Source organism: Vibrio sp. V19_P1S1T109 (assembly GCF_002241375.1).
In the GTDB taxonomy this organism is placed as follows: Bacteria; Pseudomonadota; Gammaproteobacteria; order Enterobacterales; family Vibrionaceae; genus Vibrio; species Vibrio anguillarum.
The window spans coordinates 1-16,858 of the sequence record NZ_NDIM01000170.1 but is presented as its reverse complement, the minus strand read 5'-3'; the positions used below and the strand labels follow the sequence as shown (position 1 = coordinate 16,858).

At 45.4% G+C, this 16,858-nt stretch carries 13 protein-coding genes; 9 read left to right on the top strand and 4 right to left on the bottom strand.

The window, feature by feature from the left end; translation table 11 throughout:
* Positions 1-16 precede the first annotated feature (16 nt).
* The gene (locus B9J87_RS08135; protein WP_026028379.1) at positions 17-1,885 is read left to right on the top strand and encodes a methyl-accepting chemotaxis protein; all 1,869 of its coding nucleotides are present in this window, start codon (positions 17-19) and stop codon (positions 1,883-1,885) included.
* An 86-nt stretch (positions 1,886-1,971) separates the two neighbouring features.
* Here the strand turns inward: B9J87_RS08135 and B9J87_RS08130 are convergent, their stop codons facing one another.
* Positions 1,972-3,333, bottom strand: coding sequence for an alpha-amylase family protein (locus tag B9J87_RS08130; RefSeq protein ID WP_094150120.1), 1,362 nt, complete (start codon positions 3,331-3,333; stop codon positions 1,972-1,974).
* 296 nt (positions 3,334-3,629) lie between these two features.
* Here B9J87_RS08130 and B9J87_RS08125 point away from each other — a divergent pair, with 296 nt between their 5' ends.
* A complete protein-coding gene (locus B9J87_RS08125; RefSeq protein ID WP_029189711.1) occupies positions 3,630-4,286 on the top strand; it encodes a DsbA family oxidoreductase in 657 nt (218 codons plus the stop codon).
* A gap of 138 nt (positions 4,287-4,424) precedes the next feature.
* Here the strand turns inward: B9J87_RS08125 and B9J87_RS08120 are convergent, their stop codons facing one another.
* Positions 4,425-4,625, bottom strand: coding sequence for a restriction endonuclease subunit S (locus tag B9J87_RS08120; protein ID WP_013867995.1), 201 nt, complete (start codon positions 4,623-4,625; stop codon positions 4,425-4,427).
* Between the two features lie 58 nt (positions 4,626-4,683).
* On the bottom strand, positions 4,684-6,600 hold the full coding sequence (locus B9J87_RS08115; protein ID WP_088721560.1) for a methyl-accepting chemotaxis protein: 1,917 nt from the start codon (positions 6,598-6,600) through the stop codon (positions 4,684-4,686).
* A 282-nt stretch (positions 6,601-6,882) separates the two neighbouring features.
* Between B9J87_RS08115 and B9J87_RS08110 the strand changes: the two genes are divergently transcribed.
* The 7 genes from B9J87_RS08110 (at position 6,883) to B9J87_RS08080 (ending at position 14,613) form a co-directional block, all read left to right on the top strand.
* On the top strand, positions 6,883-7,839 hold the full coding sequence (locus tag B9J87_RS08110) for an AAA family ATPase (RefSeq protein ID WP_064626305.1): 957 nt from the start codon (positions 6,883-6,885) through the stop codon (positions 7,837-7,839).
* Positions 7,840-7,859: 20 nt separating this feature from the next.
* Positions 7,860-8,786, top strand: coding sequence for a DUF58 domain-containing protein (locus tag B9J87_RS08105; protein ID WP_094150118.1), 927 nt, complete (start codon positions 7,860-7,862; stop codon positions 8,784-8,786).
* Complete coding sequence (locus B9J87_RS08100; RefSeq protein WP_013867999.1) at positions 8,783-9,253, top strand: DUF4381 domain-containing protein; 471 nt, start codon at positions 8,783-8,785, stop codon at positions 9,251-9,253. Before B9J87_RS08105 ends, B9J87_RS08100 begins: the two co-directional genes overlap by 4 nt.
* A 7-nt stretch (positions 9,254-9,260) precedes the next feature.
* Positions 9,261-10,229, top strand: a complete 969-nt coding sequence (locus B9J87_RS08095) for a vWA domain-containing protein (protein ID WP_094150116.1) — start codon at positions 9,261-9,263, stop codon at positions 10,227-10,229.
* Positions 10,222-12,132, top strand: a complete 1,911-nt coding sequence (locus B9J87_RS08090) for a vWA domain-containing protein (RefSeq protein ID WP_094150114.1) — start codon at positions 10,222-10,224, stop codon at positions 12,130-12,132. Before B9J87_RS08095 ends, B9J87_RS08090 begins: the two co-directional genes overlap by 8 nt.
* Entirely contained in the window at positions 12,126-13,778 is a 1,653-nt protein-coding gene (locus B9J87_RS08085; protein WP_094150112.1) for a BatD family protein, read from the top strand. Before B9J87_RS08090 ends, B9J87_RS08085 begins: the two co-directional genes overlap by 7 nt.
* A gap of 118 nt (positions 13,779-13,896) precedes the next feature.
* Positions 13,897-14,613, top strand: coding sequence for an SIMPL domain-containing protein (locus tag B9J87_RS08080; RefSeq protein ID WP_026027736.1), 717 nt, complete (start codon positions 13,897-13,899; stop codon positions 14,611-14,613).
* Positions 14,614-14,660: 47 nt separating this feature from the next.
* On the opposite strand, the gene B9J87_RS08075 is transcribed toward B9J87_RS08080, so the two are convergent.
* Positions 14,661-16,808 (bottom strand): GGDEF domain-containing protein, encoded by a 2,148-nt coding sequence (locus B9J87_RS08075; RefSeq protein WP_094150100.1) that lies wholly within the window; start codon positions 16,806-16,808, stop codon positions 14,661-14,663.
* Positions 16,809-16,858: the final 50 nt, after the last annotated feature.

The window sequence follows — 16,858 nt, the reverse complement described above, 5'->3', positions numbered from 1 at the left end:
GATGGAAGGGATTGCCATGAAATTCAGCCATAAGATCGTCGCGGCGTCATCTTTGCTGCTGTTGGTCACCGTTACTCTGCTGACGATACAACAATACTTCACCGTCCAAAAAGAAGTGAAGTCACAAGTTGAAGCGAGTGTAACTGAAATAGTGGATGGGGTTAGCAATACAGCTGGTGCAGAGATCAATAGCCGCAAGGCCATTGCCGCTTACGCCACCAGCATGTTGGAAGTCGACATTAACCGAGAAAGTATGTCTAAGGTCATCACAAGGCCGATTGTCAAACAAACTTTTTTACTGGCTGGGGTCGGTTTTGAGAGTGATGGCTCTTACATCAGTAATGATCCTACTTGGAACCCAGGCGCATCATGGAATCCACGCGTGCGCCCTTGGTATATTGATGCAAAAAATGCCGACAAACTGATTATTACTGCGCCTTACGCCGACTCTGCCACTAATGAAATATTGGTGTCTATTGCTACCCCAGTTAAAGATAACGGCAAATTTATCGGCGCCATTTTCTACGATGTTAGCCTTGCTGGGTTAGCAGAATTGGTCAACACCGTAAAATTATTTGATGCAGGCTATGTGTTTATTGTTTCATCCGACGGCACAACCATAGCCCACCCCCGAGCAGAGATGAACGGCAAGCCAATGAAAGAATACTTAGGCAATGCCGTTATCGCCGAAGAGCCTAAACAAGTGCTGATCGATGGCAAACACTACACACTCGATTTTTCAAAAGTCCCTGGAGAGGACTGGTACGTCGGTGTCGTTTTGGATGAAGAGATCGCCTATGCGTCTTTAGCAACACTGCGCAACAGTTCGATCATCTATACGTTAATCGCTTTAGTCTTCAGTATTGCGATACTGCTTGTGCTTATCCGTCTGTTGATGAAACCGCTTGATGCACTCAATAATGCAATACAGAACGTTGCCTCTGGTAGTGGTGACTTAACCCAACGCTTAGCCACCGACACGGATAAAGAATTCTCGGTATTAGCGGTCGGTTTCAATACCTTTACTGAAGCCTTACAACAACAAATTACCCAGTCTAAAGCCATCGGTTCAGAAATTTTACGCGGTTCGGAAATGACCTCGATGGGGTTGCAAGAATCGGCCGAAGCGATGCGTGATCAACTCCATGAACTTGAGCAATTAGCCACAGCCATGCATGAGATGGCCACCACTTCTGGCGATGTCGCCAACAACGCGCAAGGCGCGGCGTCGGCGGCAAAAGATGCTGATGATGCGACAGAATTTGGTACCAATGTTGTGACCCAAACCACTCAAGCGATTGATAATCTTTCGACGCGTATTGATGAAGCAGTAACAGAGGTAAGTGCACTAGAAAATGCAACGGCAAACATCGAAACCATTTTGAAAGTGATCAACGACATTGCCGACCAAACCAACTTGCTGGCACTAAACGCAGCGATAGAGGCGGCTCGGGCTGGAGAGTCAGGCCGAGGCTTTGCGGTCGTTGCAGACGAAGTGCGTACGCTGGCGCAAAGAACGCAGCAATCCACGACGGAGATCCGTAATATGATTGAGAAGTTGCAGTCGAGCGCTACTTCTGTTGCCAATGCGATGAATCAGAGTAAAACAACGGCAGCTGAGGCGGTCAATCGTGCCGAAGAAGCGAATAATGCTCTGCTGAAAATCCGCGATGCTATTCAGCAAATTAGTGATATGAATATCCAAATAGCTTCGGCAGCCGAAGAACAAAGCTTGGTAGCAGAAGAGATCAACAACAACACGGTTAAGATCAAAGATCTTTCCGTTCAAGTTGCAGACGCAGCTGACAATGCCAACATAGCCATGCAAGCTCAAACCGAAAATATCAGAGAGCAAGATGCTATATTGAATAAATTTATCGTTTAATCCTCTACCACAGCAACTGGGTAGACTCAGTAAAGGCGCTGATTACGCGCCTTTACTTTTCTAACGACTCACCGTTTTATTCACCATCAGACATTTGATAGCCGACAAAGCATGGCGCTAGAGCGAGCGGCGATATCCATGACAATCTTTTGGTTATTGGGTTGATACTGCTGCTTCGTAAACAATTCTAGCATTGGATTTTTCCAATCAATTTCAACGTGCTGACTGCGTTGAGATTTGTTCAAAACCACTATCCCTTCCTTACCGCGGCTGAACACTAACAAGTCATCGCTCGCTTCTAGCGTTTTCATTGGCAACGCATGCATTTTATTATGAAAAGCAATACACGCCGCCATTTGTGGCGAACACCATGCCTCTTGCCAGCGCGGAAGACCAGCATGGTTCAGAATGCCACTGGTGTTCAAATCAGTGTAAATTAATGGCACTCCCCCATCGCGACCAAGAATGTAGCTGTAGGCGATATTTTCTAAGGCTTCATCCATGACGAGGTCGGCAAACACAGCGTTGTTGGGGATATCATGCGTAATGGTGAACGTAATCGCTCGGTTGTTGGAAAGAGCCTGACCAAAACAATAAGGGTCAATCAGCCATTTCAGGCTACCTTTTGTTTGTAACGCATCGTATACCGTTTGAAATAGTGGAAAATCATAAGCACCCAATTTGGTTTCTTGCAGATAAGGCTCGAGAAAAAGTTGGTACTCTTCTTTGGTTGCACCGCCATCAGTAATGATCTCGCCAAAAATATGCATGCCTTGCGTAATGTCATCGGCCCATACTTTCTTCAAATGCTCAATAGACATATGCTTAGCAGCATCAATTCGAAATCCTTTGACTCCTAACGCTTTCAACGCCCTTAAATAAGCCTGTTGTTGTACAACCACATGTTCATTATCACGCAACGTGGGTAGGCCCGGATCATGCGCCCCTCCAGTAATGCGGCCATTTTGCACTTGCCAACGATCCTTCCAATCTTTTATGCCAAACGCTTCCACAAAGTCATCTTTATCAAAGAGTGGCTGGGTCAGATCACCAAAGAGACGCAACGCTTGGTACTCATCGCTTTTATTCTGGTAGGAAGCTAAGTCTTGTGCGCTCGGGTATTGTAAATCCAAACGCAATTTGGATTCGTTGGCCATATGGTTGAACACTACATCGGCATAAATTCGCAAGCCTAATGCGGTTAAGGTTTCAACCATCTGTTTAAAATCATGGGTATTGCCCAGTTGATTATCAATGATGCGATAATCTTGCGGCTGGTAACGTTGCCACCATTTTGTACCTTGAGCGGTTTTGAACGATTTCATCGGCGGTGAAATCAACACCGTTTTATAACCCAGTTGGAAAATTTGCTCTGCACGCTCAACGACTAAACGATACGGCCAATCAAAAGCATGCAAAATCACATCGGTTGGTTGAACATTTGTCATACGTCAATGTCCCTGTTCATCATGGTTAACTCACAAGTTGAAAGAGGCGAAACCTCACAATACGTCACTTGTTTCTCAAAGCGCAGTTTAATTCTCTGCATTTAACGTTTTTAGAGTATAGAGAGCGTTTCAGCAATTCCATCAGCCTTATTGCAATATTGTTTGTATGAGAGAAAAGGCGTAGAGCGATAAAAAAGCGCCTAGCTTTCCAAAGGGCTACACAACAAGTCACAGTTTATGCTGATAATCTCGCTATAATTAAGGTCAGTGAATTACCAATCGCGGTAGGGAAGAAAATGAAAAAACTACGCATTGATATCGTGTCAGATGTTGTCTGCCCTTGGTGCATCATTGGCTATAAGCGGTTAGAGCAAGCGCTGCTGGCTCTCAGCGATACGATCGATGCAGACATTCATTGGCACCCTTTTGAACTCAACCCTGCTATGCCTATAGGTGGTGAACACCTACAGCAACATTTAGCCAAAAAATATGGCACGTCGATAGAAGCAAGTTTACAAGCACGCCAAACCCTCAGCGCCTTAGGGCAAGAAGTCGGCTTTCAATTCAATTTTAGTGACGACATGCGTATTTATAATACCCGTAAAGCGCATCAATTATTAATGTGGGCGAATAGCCAAGGAAAACAATTAGAGCTGGAAATGGCACTATTTCGTGCTTATTTCACTTTCGGACAAGCCTTAGATGACGATGATGTCTTGCTCGACCTAGTACAGAGCCTTGGTTTAGACAGAGAAATCTGCCGCGCAGTTTTAACTGATGAGTCGTGGGCGAAAACCGTTTCTGTCACAGAGCAACAGTGGTTAGAGGCAGGAATTCAAGCGGTACCAGCCTTGATCATTGAGCAACGCCATCTTATCTCAGGCGCGCAAACGACAGAGATCCTTCAACAGGCACTCGAAGATATCGCGCAACAGCTTCCTATGACCCAATAACGTTTTCTGATAAAAAAGGGCACCACTACTGTGTGCCCTAAATACTATTGTGTACTCTAAATACTATTGTGTACTCTAAATACTATTGTGTACTCTAAATAAACTTGTGCGCTCTAAATTAAATAAAGTGGGTTTGAATTAATGGACGGGGGTATCCGTTTCTGTAAAGAATTGCCCAAAATGCTTTTCCAGCACTTCTGGCGTCAGCTTGCCTTCCGCTTCTAGCTGCTTAAGCTCAGCCACAATCGCTTTTTGCTCTTCCAACGAAGGCAGTTTCACTTCAGGTTCACCCGCCACCTGTTGCGACAATTGTGCTAACTCTTTTTCGAAATCACTCATTTTACTTACCTAAACATAAACATAATGGGGGAAGTGTACCGATTTCCCCCTCATGATTCTAGAGCTTAAAGCTACCCACCATTTTATCTAAACGGCCAGACAGATCACGCAGCTCTTGGCTCGCTTCTGCCAACTCTTCTGCGGTGCTGGTGGTCACTTCATTGATGGCGTTGATCTCTTCAATATTTTGATTGATTGTGTGCACCACCGTTGATTGTTCCTCAGTCGCCGTGGCAACCTGCGTGTTGCGATCGGAAATATCGTGGATCCGCTCTGAAATATTCACTAAAACGTTCACCGCTTCATCGGAAGCGTCAACCCCTTCCTGTGTAACAGCCTTACCAGAAGACATCGCCGAGACCGCATCTTTTACATCGTTTTGTAATTGATTGATCATCTTTTGAATTTCTTCCGTTGAAGAGGCCGTGCGGCTGGCCAAATTGCGCACTTCGTCTGCCACCACAGCAAAACCTCGGCCTTGCTCTCCAGCTCTCGCCGCTTCAATTGCAGCGTTTAATGCCAGCAAGTTGGTTTGTTCAGAAATACCACGGATAACACCTAAAATAGAGCCAATATCTTGAGTGGTCGATGCTAGCTGCTCCACCACTTTACCCGTATTTTCGATATCCGCCGCTAAACGACTGATGGCATCTTTGGCTTTGCTTACCACTTCACGTCCTACTTCAGTGTTATCAGCCGCGTGATTTGCTGTTTCAGCTGCCGTCGCCGCGTTAGAAGCAATTTCACTGATAGTGGCCCCCATTTGATTGATCGCCGCCACCACTTGTATAGTTTGGTCACGCTGTTCTTGGCTATTGTCATGAGTTCGCGTCGATTTTTCCGACACCCGACCCGCCGCCGACTGCAATGCATGACTGGTAGAAGCAACTTCTTTCATCGATTGATGAATCTTCTCAATAAAACCGTTGAAGCCCGCTGATAATTGAGCGATTTCATCGCGGCCCAATACCTCAATCCGTTGCGATAAATCACCATCGCCTTTACCTAAATCGGTAAAGCGTTGTGCAATCTGTTTAATTGGGTTGGCAATACTATTAGCAAGAAAAAGACCCATCAAAATAAATAAACCCGCCACAGCTAAGGTTGTGAACAACATTTTTTGCGCAACGGCATTTAATTCGGCGAAGACTTCCGACACAGGTACTGAACCAATCACAAACCAGTCCATCGATTTCACGTAGACACTAGCGACAAAAACATCTTGGTTTTGATAGGTTGTCGAAATCAGGTTGAAGCGGCTTTTATTCAATAGTTGGTTTGCGTTTGAGCCGTACAATTGTGTTAATGAGGCTTTAGCTTTCTCTTTTTGGCGATGGATTTGCACTTCCCCTTTCGAGTTGGTCAAAAAGACAAAACCTGTATCCTCGATTTTAAATCCATTGAGCAGGTTCACCATGTCATCCATTGATTTCGACAAACCAGACATCGTATCGCCACTGACATTTTGATAGTTGGCAAACATTTTCACTTCGCCACTTGCCTCTTGGAACATACTGACCATGGTCTTTTGTCCCGATTGCGTAAAACCAAAAAACCAGCCATCTTGCTGTTGATTAAGCTGACGCAGAAAACCATTTTGGTTCCAGTAATACGCCGTTTTTCGGTTAGCCACAGAAGCATCATTTAACGAATATTGATCACGTACATTATTGAGCTGCTTAATCAGCATCGCCTCTGCGTCAGCATTAATATCGGTCGTCTGAACGGCTTGCTTGATGAATTCATTATTGGCTAGTTGCTCAGCAGAAAAGAGCAATTGCGATACTTCTCGATCTATCTGGCTACTGATTTGATCAAGTAACGAGGGAAGTTCGATATCAATTAATCGGTGCTCCAGTACCTCTCGTGCTTGACGCTGCGCCATTACACCAACGATAACCGTCGAAGCGAGTACCGCGAACGTAATTCCTAATACAACCTTTTGCTTAATACTCATCGAATTAAGTTTGAACATTATTTGCGCTCTTTATTATTGGCTTGTCATGAATAACTTTTTTGTATCGGCAACAAACCCTCTCTCTTGAGAAATTTATCGATAGAATCGATTTATCTTCACGTAGAATGTGATCATGGCCAACAATAGCTGTTCCTAAGCATAGTCGAGTATGGTGACCAAACATTCTTTCGTTTCGCCAAATGGATGATAATTCGCCAATCAGTTGATGCATCACACTTTTCATGGAACTTTTCGAATCAATAAATTACTAATTCAGCAAAACAGCAGGAGACCCATTCAATGCCATCGCACGCATTTCAATCGCTACAACACTATTTAAATCAGCAAGTCATAGGCCAGACAGGTTTGGTTAAACAGTTATTAGTTGCACTTCTTGCTGATGGGCACATTTTGGTCGAGGGGCCTCCTGGCCTTGCAAAAACCCGTGCCGTAAAATCACTCGCCGATTGCATAGAAGGTGATTTTCATCGAATCCAATTTACGCCTGATCTGCTCCCCGCCGATTTAACCGGTACCGATATCTTCCGCCCTGAAACAGGTGAGTTCACCTTTCAAGCGGGCCCGATTTTTAACTCATTAGTATTGGCTGATGAAATCAACCGCGCTCCAGCCAAAGTACAAGCTGCGATGCTCGAGGCGATGGCTGAAAAACAGATCACGGCAGGTCGAAAAACCTACCCGTTACCTGAACTTTTTTTAGTGATGGCTACCCAAAACCCGATCGAGCAAGAGGGTACTTATCCTCTACCCGAAGCGCAGTTGGATCGTTTTTTATTGCATTTAAATGTTGATTATCCAGACGCTGAAAATGAACTCGCCATTTTACGTTTGAACCGCGGGGAAGCGCAGGGAATTGAGAAAGTCTCTCCGCCCACATTAAGCCAAAGCGATATTTTCAGTGCTCGGCAAGCAGTGCTGAACATTCACATGGCCGAACCTATTGAGCAATATATTATTCGCCTGATCATGGCAACACGTAAACCCGCAGACTACGATGCCACGTTGGCACAATGGCTAGAGATGGGCGTCAGCCCGCGAGCAACCATCGCGCTTGATCGATGCGCTCGCGCTCATGCATGGCTCAGTGGGCGTGATTTTGTCAGCCCTGAAGATGTTCAAGCGATGGTATTTCCGGTTTTGCGCCACCGGCTATTATTGAGCTACCAAGCACAGGCTGAGGGCGTGCATCCCAACCAAGTTATCACTCACTTACTTTCACTGGTTGGTAGTGCTTAGCACTAAGACTAAGGTTTACTATGCAAGAGTCACTTCCACCGTTTAGTACGGGTGTCACACTTTCATTGGCTGAACTGTTGCCTTACAAGCAGCACGCTATTCGCTGGCTGCCACCGGCTAAAAGTTTATGGGCGCAAGTATTGGGGCAGCATCAGAGCAAGCAACTCGGCCGAGGAATGGACTTTGCTGAGGTCAGGCAATACCAAGCAGGAGATGATATTCGGACCATCGACTGGCGCGTTACTGCGCGTACGGGAAAGCCTCATACCAAACTGTTCAGTGAAGAACGAGAAAAACCCGTCATTCTTTACGTTGATCTGAGCCGCTCTATGCAGTTTGGATCGCAGTTAATGCTCAAATCAGTGCAAGCGGCGCACATGGCAAGCTTGCTCAGTTGGTTAAGCATTGCCAACAAGGACCGAGTGGGCGCGGTGATTGATACTGGTTCTACACTGGTTGAGTTAAAACCGACTAGCCGCCAAAAAGGACCATTACAGCTGTTGCAACAGTTAGTGACGCTACAAAACCAACAGCTGCTGGAGCATGATAAAACGGAATCACACAGCATGCAGCGCGGCCTAACTGCGTTGAATCGTTTGTGCCCTAAAGGCAGTGAAGTGATTTTGATCAGTGACTTCGTCCATTTCAATGCCACATTACAACCAATACTCAACCAATTGCAGCGACATAATCGTGTAAAAATTGTGCACATTTACGATCCATTAGAGCAAGGAGAGACCCAATTTCGCGGTGTAGAACGCGTAACCGATGACCAACAGACGAGCTGGCTCAACTTTTCGGAAAATAGTACGCGCTTAGGGTTAAAAAAAGCCTTTGAATCTCAAAAAGAAAAACTAAAATCATTGAGTCAAACTATGGCAATTTCTTATACCTCACTCTCTAGTGAGAAACCTTTGTTGCAACAACTATCCGGATATAAAGAATGAAGGAATCATCAATAGCTACACTTTTAGATTTAAGCGCGATGCAACTGCCTGAGCTACCCTCTTGGTTTCCCTTGGCTTGGGGATGGTGGGCAAGCGCGGCGGGCATACTGCTCTGTCTGCTGATTCTGGTGTTAGCCATTCGTTGGCGTCGTAAACGCTTAGCCCCGAAAAAAACGGCGCTGCGTTTACTCAACCCCCAATTTGGGCATTTAACTCCTTCTTCAGCGATTGAGCTACTTCGTCAAGCCGCGCTTTGTTACTACCCTCGAATGGAAATCGCACATCTTACCGGCAAAGAGTGGTACACCTTTTTAGATTCACAAATTTCTTACCCTCTTTTTGTTCCCAATGAAACATTGTGGCAGCAAGCGTTATACCAAAAGCAGAAAACAGAAAACAGCCAAGAGCTGATTAATCACTGCTATCAATGGGTTAATGATGCTTTGCCGCCTAAAAAACGGAGATAGCTAGGCTTTGGCAAATATAGAGTTATTGTGGTGGTGGATGCTATGTCTGCTGCCACTCCCGCTGGTCGTTTATCGATTCTTACCACCAGCAAAAGAAAGGGCAGCGATTCACCTGCCCTACCTTCCTAAAGATAATCAGCGTCAAGCACCAAACCAGATCATCGCTAAAATCATTGCAAGCGTTATTTGGTGCTTAGTATTGATCGCCGCAGCCCGTCCAGTGTGGTTTGGCGACCCGGTTATTGCTCAGCCCAAACACCGAGATCTGATGCTGGTGGTTGACCTCTCTTACTCCATGAGCCAAGAAGATATGCTGCTTGGCGATCAGTACATTGATCGTTTGAGCGCCGTTAAAAATGTGCTCTCTGATTTTATTGACAAGCGAGAAGGTGATCGCCTTGGGTTAGTCTTATTTGCCGATCACGCCTATCTACAAACGCCGTTGACTCTGGATAGAAACACCATTCGCCAGCAGCTTAATCAAGCCGTCCTTAAGCTGATCGGCACCCAAACCGCCATTGGTGAAGGGATTGGGCTTGCGACCAAAACGTTTATCGATAGTGATGCCCCACAGCGGGTGATGATTTTACTCAGCGATGGCAGCAATACCGCTGGCATGCTCGACCCAATCGAAGCTGCGAAAATTGCCCAAAAATACAACGCCACCATTTACACAGTCGGTGTTGGCGCTGGCGAAATGATGGTCAAAGAGTTTTTTATGACTCGAAAAATCAATACCGCGGAAGATTTAGATGAGAAGACGTTAACACAAATAGCGACCATGACTGGTGGCCAATATTTTCGCGCACGAAATAGCCAAGATCTGGCCAAAATATACGACACCATTAATCAATTAGAACCCATACGCCAAGCAAGCCAAACTTGGCGTCCACAAAGCGAATGGTTTGGTTATCCGTTGGCGATAGCGCTCGCGCTTTCTGTACTCTTAGCGCTACTAAGGAGAAATCATGTCTGAGTTTGTTTTTCTTACACCTTGGTGGTTAACCGCACTATTCCCCTTAGCACTACTGCTGGGCTGGTTCACTCTGCGTGCCAAACGACACTCCTTGATAGCACCTCATCTGGCTAAGGCGATGGGTTTGAGCGATAAAAAGCATAACGCGGCCATTGTGATCATCAGCATCAGTTGGCTGCTCGCAGTACTGGCGCTAGCTGGTCCGAGTTTTGAATCTCAAACACGCCCCAGTTACAGCAATAGTAACGCGCGCGTATTAGTGATGGACATGTCACTATCGATGTACGCTACTGATATAAAACCCAACCGCTTAACGCAAGCGCGTTATAAAGCGCTCGACTTACTCACACAATGGCAAGAAGGTAGTACAGGGCTTGTCGCCTATGCTGGTGATGCCTATACCGTTAGCCCATTAACCACCGACACCGCAACCCTAAGCAACTTAGTGCCCAATCTATCACCCGATATTATGCCCTACCCCGGCGCAGATGCGGCTCGCGCGGTTCAATTAGCCATCGACATGATGAAAAATGCTGGCCTTGCACAAGGTGACATTGTGTTATTGGCCGATGACATCGACTCACAAGAGCAAGCTCAGATTGAAACACAGCTTACCAATACGCGTTGGAAATTAGTGATCTTAGGCATTGGTACACAAGCGGGCGCGCCTATTACGCTCAGCGATGGCAGCTTACTGAAAAATGCACAAGGGCAGACCGTAGTGGCCAAGACCAACTTTGCCAATATGCAGTCGCTCGCGCAGAATATAAATGGATTATTTACGCCAATCAGCTTAGACAATAGCGATGTCGCAATGATCGCTAAGCTAGACCAAAACGAACAACCACACCGTACAACCAAGAGTCAACAAATGGTGAAAGAGCGCGTTAACAATGGCTATTGGTTAGTGCTGCTCCTCATTATCCCGTGTTTGCTTTTGTTTCGCCGTGGCGTCATTTTTTCTTTATTACTGCTCTTCATCCCTACACTGCACAGCAATAGTGTACAGGCTTCTCCTTGGCTAAATAGCAATCAACAAGCCAAAAAAGCGTTTGATGCAAAGGAGTATCAAGCGGCCAGTGAACAATTTACAGACTTAGAGTGGAAAGGCATCGCTCAATATCAGGCTGGAGAATATCAGGCAGCGGTGGAGACCCTCTCTCAACTGCCACAAGACAATGTGCGAGTGCAATACAACTTGGCCAACGCCTACGCGCAAAATGGAGAATTGGAAAAGGCCCAAACCTTGTATGAAGAGGTGTTAAAGCGCGACCCAAACCATAAAGATGCTCAGCATAATTTGGAAATCGTAAAAAAAGCGCAGCAACAGCAACAGCAACAGCAACAGCAACAGCAACAGCAACAGCAACAGCAACAGCAACAGCAACAGCAACAGCAACAGTCTGGTGAGCCTTCCGATCCAAATCAAGATCAAAATCGCTCAGAAAATAAAAATAATGCGCAGAATAAAAACGACGAACAACAAGATGGCGAACAAACAGAAGATAAATCTGACAAACAAAACGATAACTCACCGCAGAACGACGGCTCTCAGTCTTCGCCTCAATCGGCACAAAGTAAAAATGAGCAAAGTGAGCGATCCAAGGCCAACACGATGGATGAATCACCTGCCTCTCAACAGCCGACTGAAGCGACTCAGCCAAATGAATCAATGAACAACGAAGATGAGGTCAGTGACAAAGAAGCCTCTGAGCAGCAAACACAGAAGCAATCACAACAGCAAGGCGATAGCCAAACTATTGACCCGCAACTTCGCAAGCTAGAACAAGTCGAAAGTGCACGAGATCCTAGTGGCTTACTCAAAGCACAATTGTTGCTACAAGCAAGACAACGGCAAGAAGACCAAGCACAACCTCCACAAAATAACAGCAAGAAGTGGTAAGTATGAAATCGATCAAGCGTTCATTTTGGGCTGCGATTATCAGCCTAGTTTCTGTTGCTCTACTGAGCTCGGCCGCTAACGCGGCTGCACTTTACGCCAGCGTCAGTAAAAATAAGGTCGCGAAAAATGAAGTATTCCAATTACGAATTGTTGCCGATGAAAAAGTATCGACCGATGCGATCGACTTTAAGGTGTTAGAAGACGATTTTTTTCTTGGCCGCCCAAGTTTTGGTACTTCGGTGAACATCATCAATGGCGATCGCAGCACGCGCAGTGAATGGAATGTATCGTTGGCAGCCAACAAACTCGGCATACTGACCATTCCTAGTTTTACCGTCAATGGCGCTACTACTCAACCGATCGCGATTCAAGTTATCGCTGATGGTGAAGCTCCCAAGCAATCTGACCTTGTTGAAATACAAGCCGATCTAGAACGTAGCAAACTCTACCCGAGTGAAAGCACTTTTCTCAATGCTCGCCTAATCATCAAAGCTGACCCAAGAAGGCTGCAAAATCCACAAATTACGCCACCCGCTGTACAAGGATTAGAACTGACGACCGAGGGAGAAGCTAACCAATACCAAAGCTTATTGGATGGGGTTGAAGTCACCGTTGTAGACCAAAAATTTAGGGTCACGGCCCAAGAGGCAGGAACTTTCACGTTATCCGGCCCTGCGTTTAAAGCTGGCCTCATCTATGGTAACAACCAAACGGGCAGCACCCGCTTGCTGCAAGTCGATATTCCGACCAAAACCTTTTCGCTCACCGTACTGCCGAAACCGGGTAGCTATCAAGGCACTTGGCTACCTACGCCAAAACTAACACTGAGCCAAACGTGGCGAGATGCCACAGGGCAGATCATCACCGCCGAGAGCTTTAAAACCAAAGTGGGTGAATCCTTGACTCGTGAATGGATTCTGACAGTGAAAGGCCTTACGCAGACGCAGTTGCCTAACCTCTCAGTGCAATATCCAGACTCAATTCGGCTCTATGCTGAAAAGCCTCAGTTTAAAAGCTTAGATAATGGCGATGTGCAAATGACGCTAAAACAAGTACTCATCCCAAAAAACGTCGGTAAGGTTGAGCTGGCGGATCTCACCGTCAGTTGGTGGGACACCAAAAACGAATCTCCGCAAAGCGCGCAAGCCAAAGGATTAAAGCTAGAGGTTTCGCCAGGTGAATTACTCAACCCATCCACCTCTGTGCTGACACCACCAACAGTACAAACCGTCACCGTTAAAGATGCAGGATACTGGCCCTACTTTACCGCATTTTTTGCACTGTTATGGATGGCAACTATGGTAGTCGCTTGGTCATTTCGTAACGCGCCACAAACAGCAGCACAGGAAACCAACGCTCATCATCAACCGCTTGAAGGCCACCAATATCAACAGTTAAAAGAAGCGGTACAAAGCCAAGATGGTGCCAAAATCAGCTATTACTTCACCCTCTGGCGCGATTCAATCGTATTAAGTGATGAAGAGAGAACCGCACTAGATGCACAAGTCAACCAACAACTTAAAACTTTGTACGCACCTCAGAAAAGTGATTGGGATGGCTCAGCGTTAATCTCTATGATTGATGCCATTCAAAAAAAGCAAACTAAGCGCCAGCATAAAAAGTTAGAATCTCTGGCAAAACTCTAACCGAAAATGGCTGTCGAAATCACAATCTCAAGTCTAAGGTATGTTGTTATATTCAAACGACTAGCCGCTGTGGCTTCAAGTCATTTGGGGACTGTTGCCAACAAAAGGAAAACAAGGCATGCAAATAAAAAGTAGCGCTTCATTGATCATCGGTTTGAGTTTAATACTCGGGCTCGCAACCCTCGGTTATTTTGTGCAGCAAACGGCTGTGAAATATAAAGAGTATGAGCGCGTGGTGACAGTTAAAGGATTATCAGAGCGAGAATATCCCGCCGACACAGTTGTTTGGCCGATCCAATTTAGTGTGGCCGATAATGATTTACCCACCATGTTCAACACGATTGAAAAGCAGAGCCAACTGGTGACCGCATTTTTAGCTCAACAAGGCATTGATGAAAAAAGTGTCTCGCTATCATCGCCAGCGGTGATCGACAAAAAAGCACAGCAGTATGGCGGAGAAAATTTAGTCGAGTTTCGTTATTTAGCGAACCAAACCATTACGGTGTACAGCAATCAAGTTGACCTAGTGCGCGAGGCCATTAATAAGCTCGGCAATTTAGGAAAACAAGGCATCGTTTTTAATCAAGATCCTTACAACAACCGCGTTGATTATTCATTCTCTGGACTGAATGAAATCAAACCCGACATGATTGAAGAAGCGACCAAACAGGCAAGAGAAGTCGCAGAGAAATTTGCCAAAGATTCGCAAAGCTCACTTGGCAAGATTAAACGTGCTTCACAGGGACAATTTAGTATTGTGGATCGTGATAACAATACTCCTTACATCAAAAAAGTACGCGTCGTTTCAACGGTTGAATATTACCTCTCAGACTGAATAATCTGCTGTTCTCATTATCCTTGCCATGACTCGCCGCGCCAACACTATGAATTTGATGCGGCGACTTTATCACTTCGAGTATGGTGTTTTTGCTCAGAGTAACCAACGACTTGGTTTCTGCCATTATCTTTTGCTTGGTAAAGTGCCTTATCTGCTTTGCTGTACATCTCCTCAAACTTAAGTTCACTGGGAAGGTACTGGGCAATAGTGTAACCAATCGAGACACTTAAGCAGTCACCATCAGGGTTCTCACTATGTTCAATCTGCTCTCGTTCAATACTAAAGCGTATGCTTTCAGCCAACGCTTTCACTTCTGCTGCATCACGGTTGGCCACCAACAATATAAATTCTTCACCACCAATTCGGCAAAAGAGTTCATTCTCTGCCTGAGCATGTTGGTTGAGAATATGGCCAATACGAATCAAAGCAATATCCCCTTCTAAGTGACCGTAGTAATTATTAAATAAACCAAAGTGATCAATATCAAGCAGAATTAAACCATAGCTTACGGTCTCCGTTTGTACTCTCGAACCGATGCGTTCCAATAAATGAGCTAACATCCGACGATTTCCAAGGCGAGTTAATGGATCCATTTTGGCCATTAAGTCCAGTTTGTCGTTCACTTTTTGTAACTCATAGGTACGGTTACGCACCTCAATTTCTAAATTCCCATTCAGTTCACTGATCGCCTGCTGAGCACTGGTGCGCATCAATACTTCGGTTAAATTAGAGGCGAACATGCGGATCACTTCTCGCAGTTGTGAGGTCAGTGGTGAGCGGCGGATCAAATTGTCCGCAGCAATAAAAGCAATAGGTTCGCCATTGTTGGTAAGCATGGTCATGGCTGTCCAGCCAAAACCAACAATGTTGCTGTCATGATAAATAGGGACTGACTCTTCAAACACCACCTCATTGGGGTTGGCTTTGGCCATATCAACAATCATATTATTGGTGGTCCCAGAACGAAAATAGGATTCATCCACAATGTTGCCTTGGATATCGGTTCCCCACGTTCCTTGAATGTACGAGCAGTGTTTATCGGTCAAAAATACTGCCATCCGATCAATGCCCATGCGGTTAATCGCAAAACTGACCGCCGATTTACACACGTCACTCACCGTCATACAACGTGACAGTTCAACCATGCTCGCATGCAACATGCGAACATTTTGCTCCTGACGCTTGCGAATATAAATTTGCGCAAGCAATGAACCAAAAGATTCCAACATCTGCTTTTGGTATTCAGTAATGGGCTGTCGATTAATGTAGTTATCAATCGCGATCCAACCAATGGTTTCATTACCATCACGTAGGATTAACATCCCATTCCACCCTTGTCCTACCACATTTCCTGCCGTGTATAGGGGGGCATCGTCGATCAACACCAAACTTTTAGTATCATCAGAAAGACCGCTTAAATAACTTTCTTCTAGCTGGTGCAAATCGTATTGGGTATGGTGTTCGCTCACCGTTTTTCCGCTTTCATCCGTACCATAAGTTCCGCTAAAACAACGTTTTTTCATATCAAGAACTAAAAAAGCGGCTCGATCAAACCCTAAGCGTGTTTTCGTTACATCAACGGCCGCTCTGTGCAGCGCATCCAAATTGTCTGGGTTAGCCAGTTCAATCGCTAATTGATGAACCAGCTTCATGTTATCAATGAACATTTCGCGCTGTTTAATTTCATCCAAATATTTTGCTTCGCGGATATCTCTATTTTTAAACTCCTTTGCCGCTTCAGATTCCGCGCGAAGACATTGCCAACGAGCCGCAATCAGTTGCAAACAATCGAGCTCTCCGGATTCTGTTTTCGCATGAATGTTGACGTTATCAATTGCCTCAAGCAGCAAATAGGTTCTTAAATCAGGGTGGTTATCTAACATAAAAAGATAAGATTCACCGCCCATCACACTACGGTAGTCCCAATTACAGGTGTTGATCGCTAGTGGAATTAGCCCATCTGAGGTGTCAAATTGTGCGGCCCAATTCCAAAAGGTATTTGGATACTTTTGCAGAGCAGTCGGTAAGTTGTACTCAAATAATGACTCATTGCGCTTGTTTAATGTTGGTGCATGGAAGATCCGCATTGATTTGGGAGAAATGAAACTTTGAAGAAAATCAAACGTTGCTTCCGCGAGCATACGGTGGTTGCGAGCAGAAGAAATCTGTTTGAGTAAAGTACGAGAGAACATATGAGCGGCCTGACATTTTAATAATTTTCATTGCAAAATTAGACAAAAGA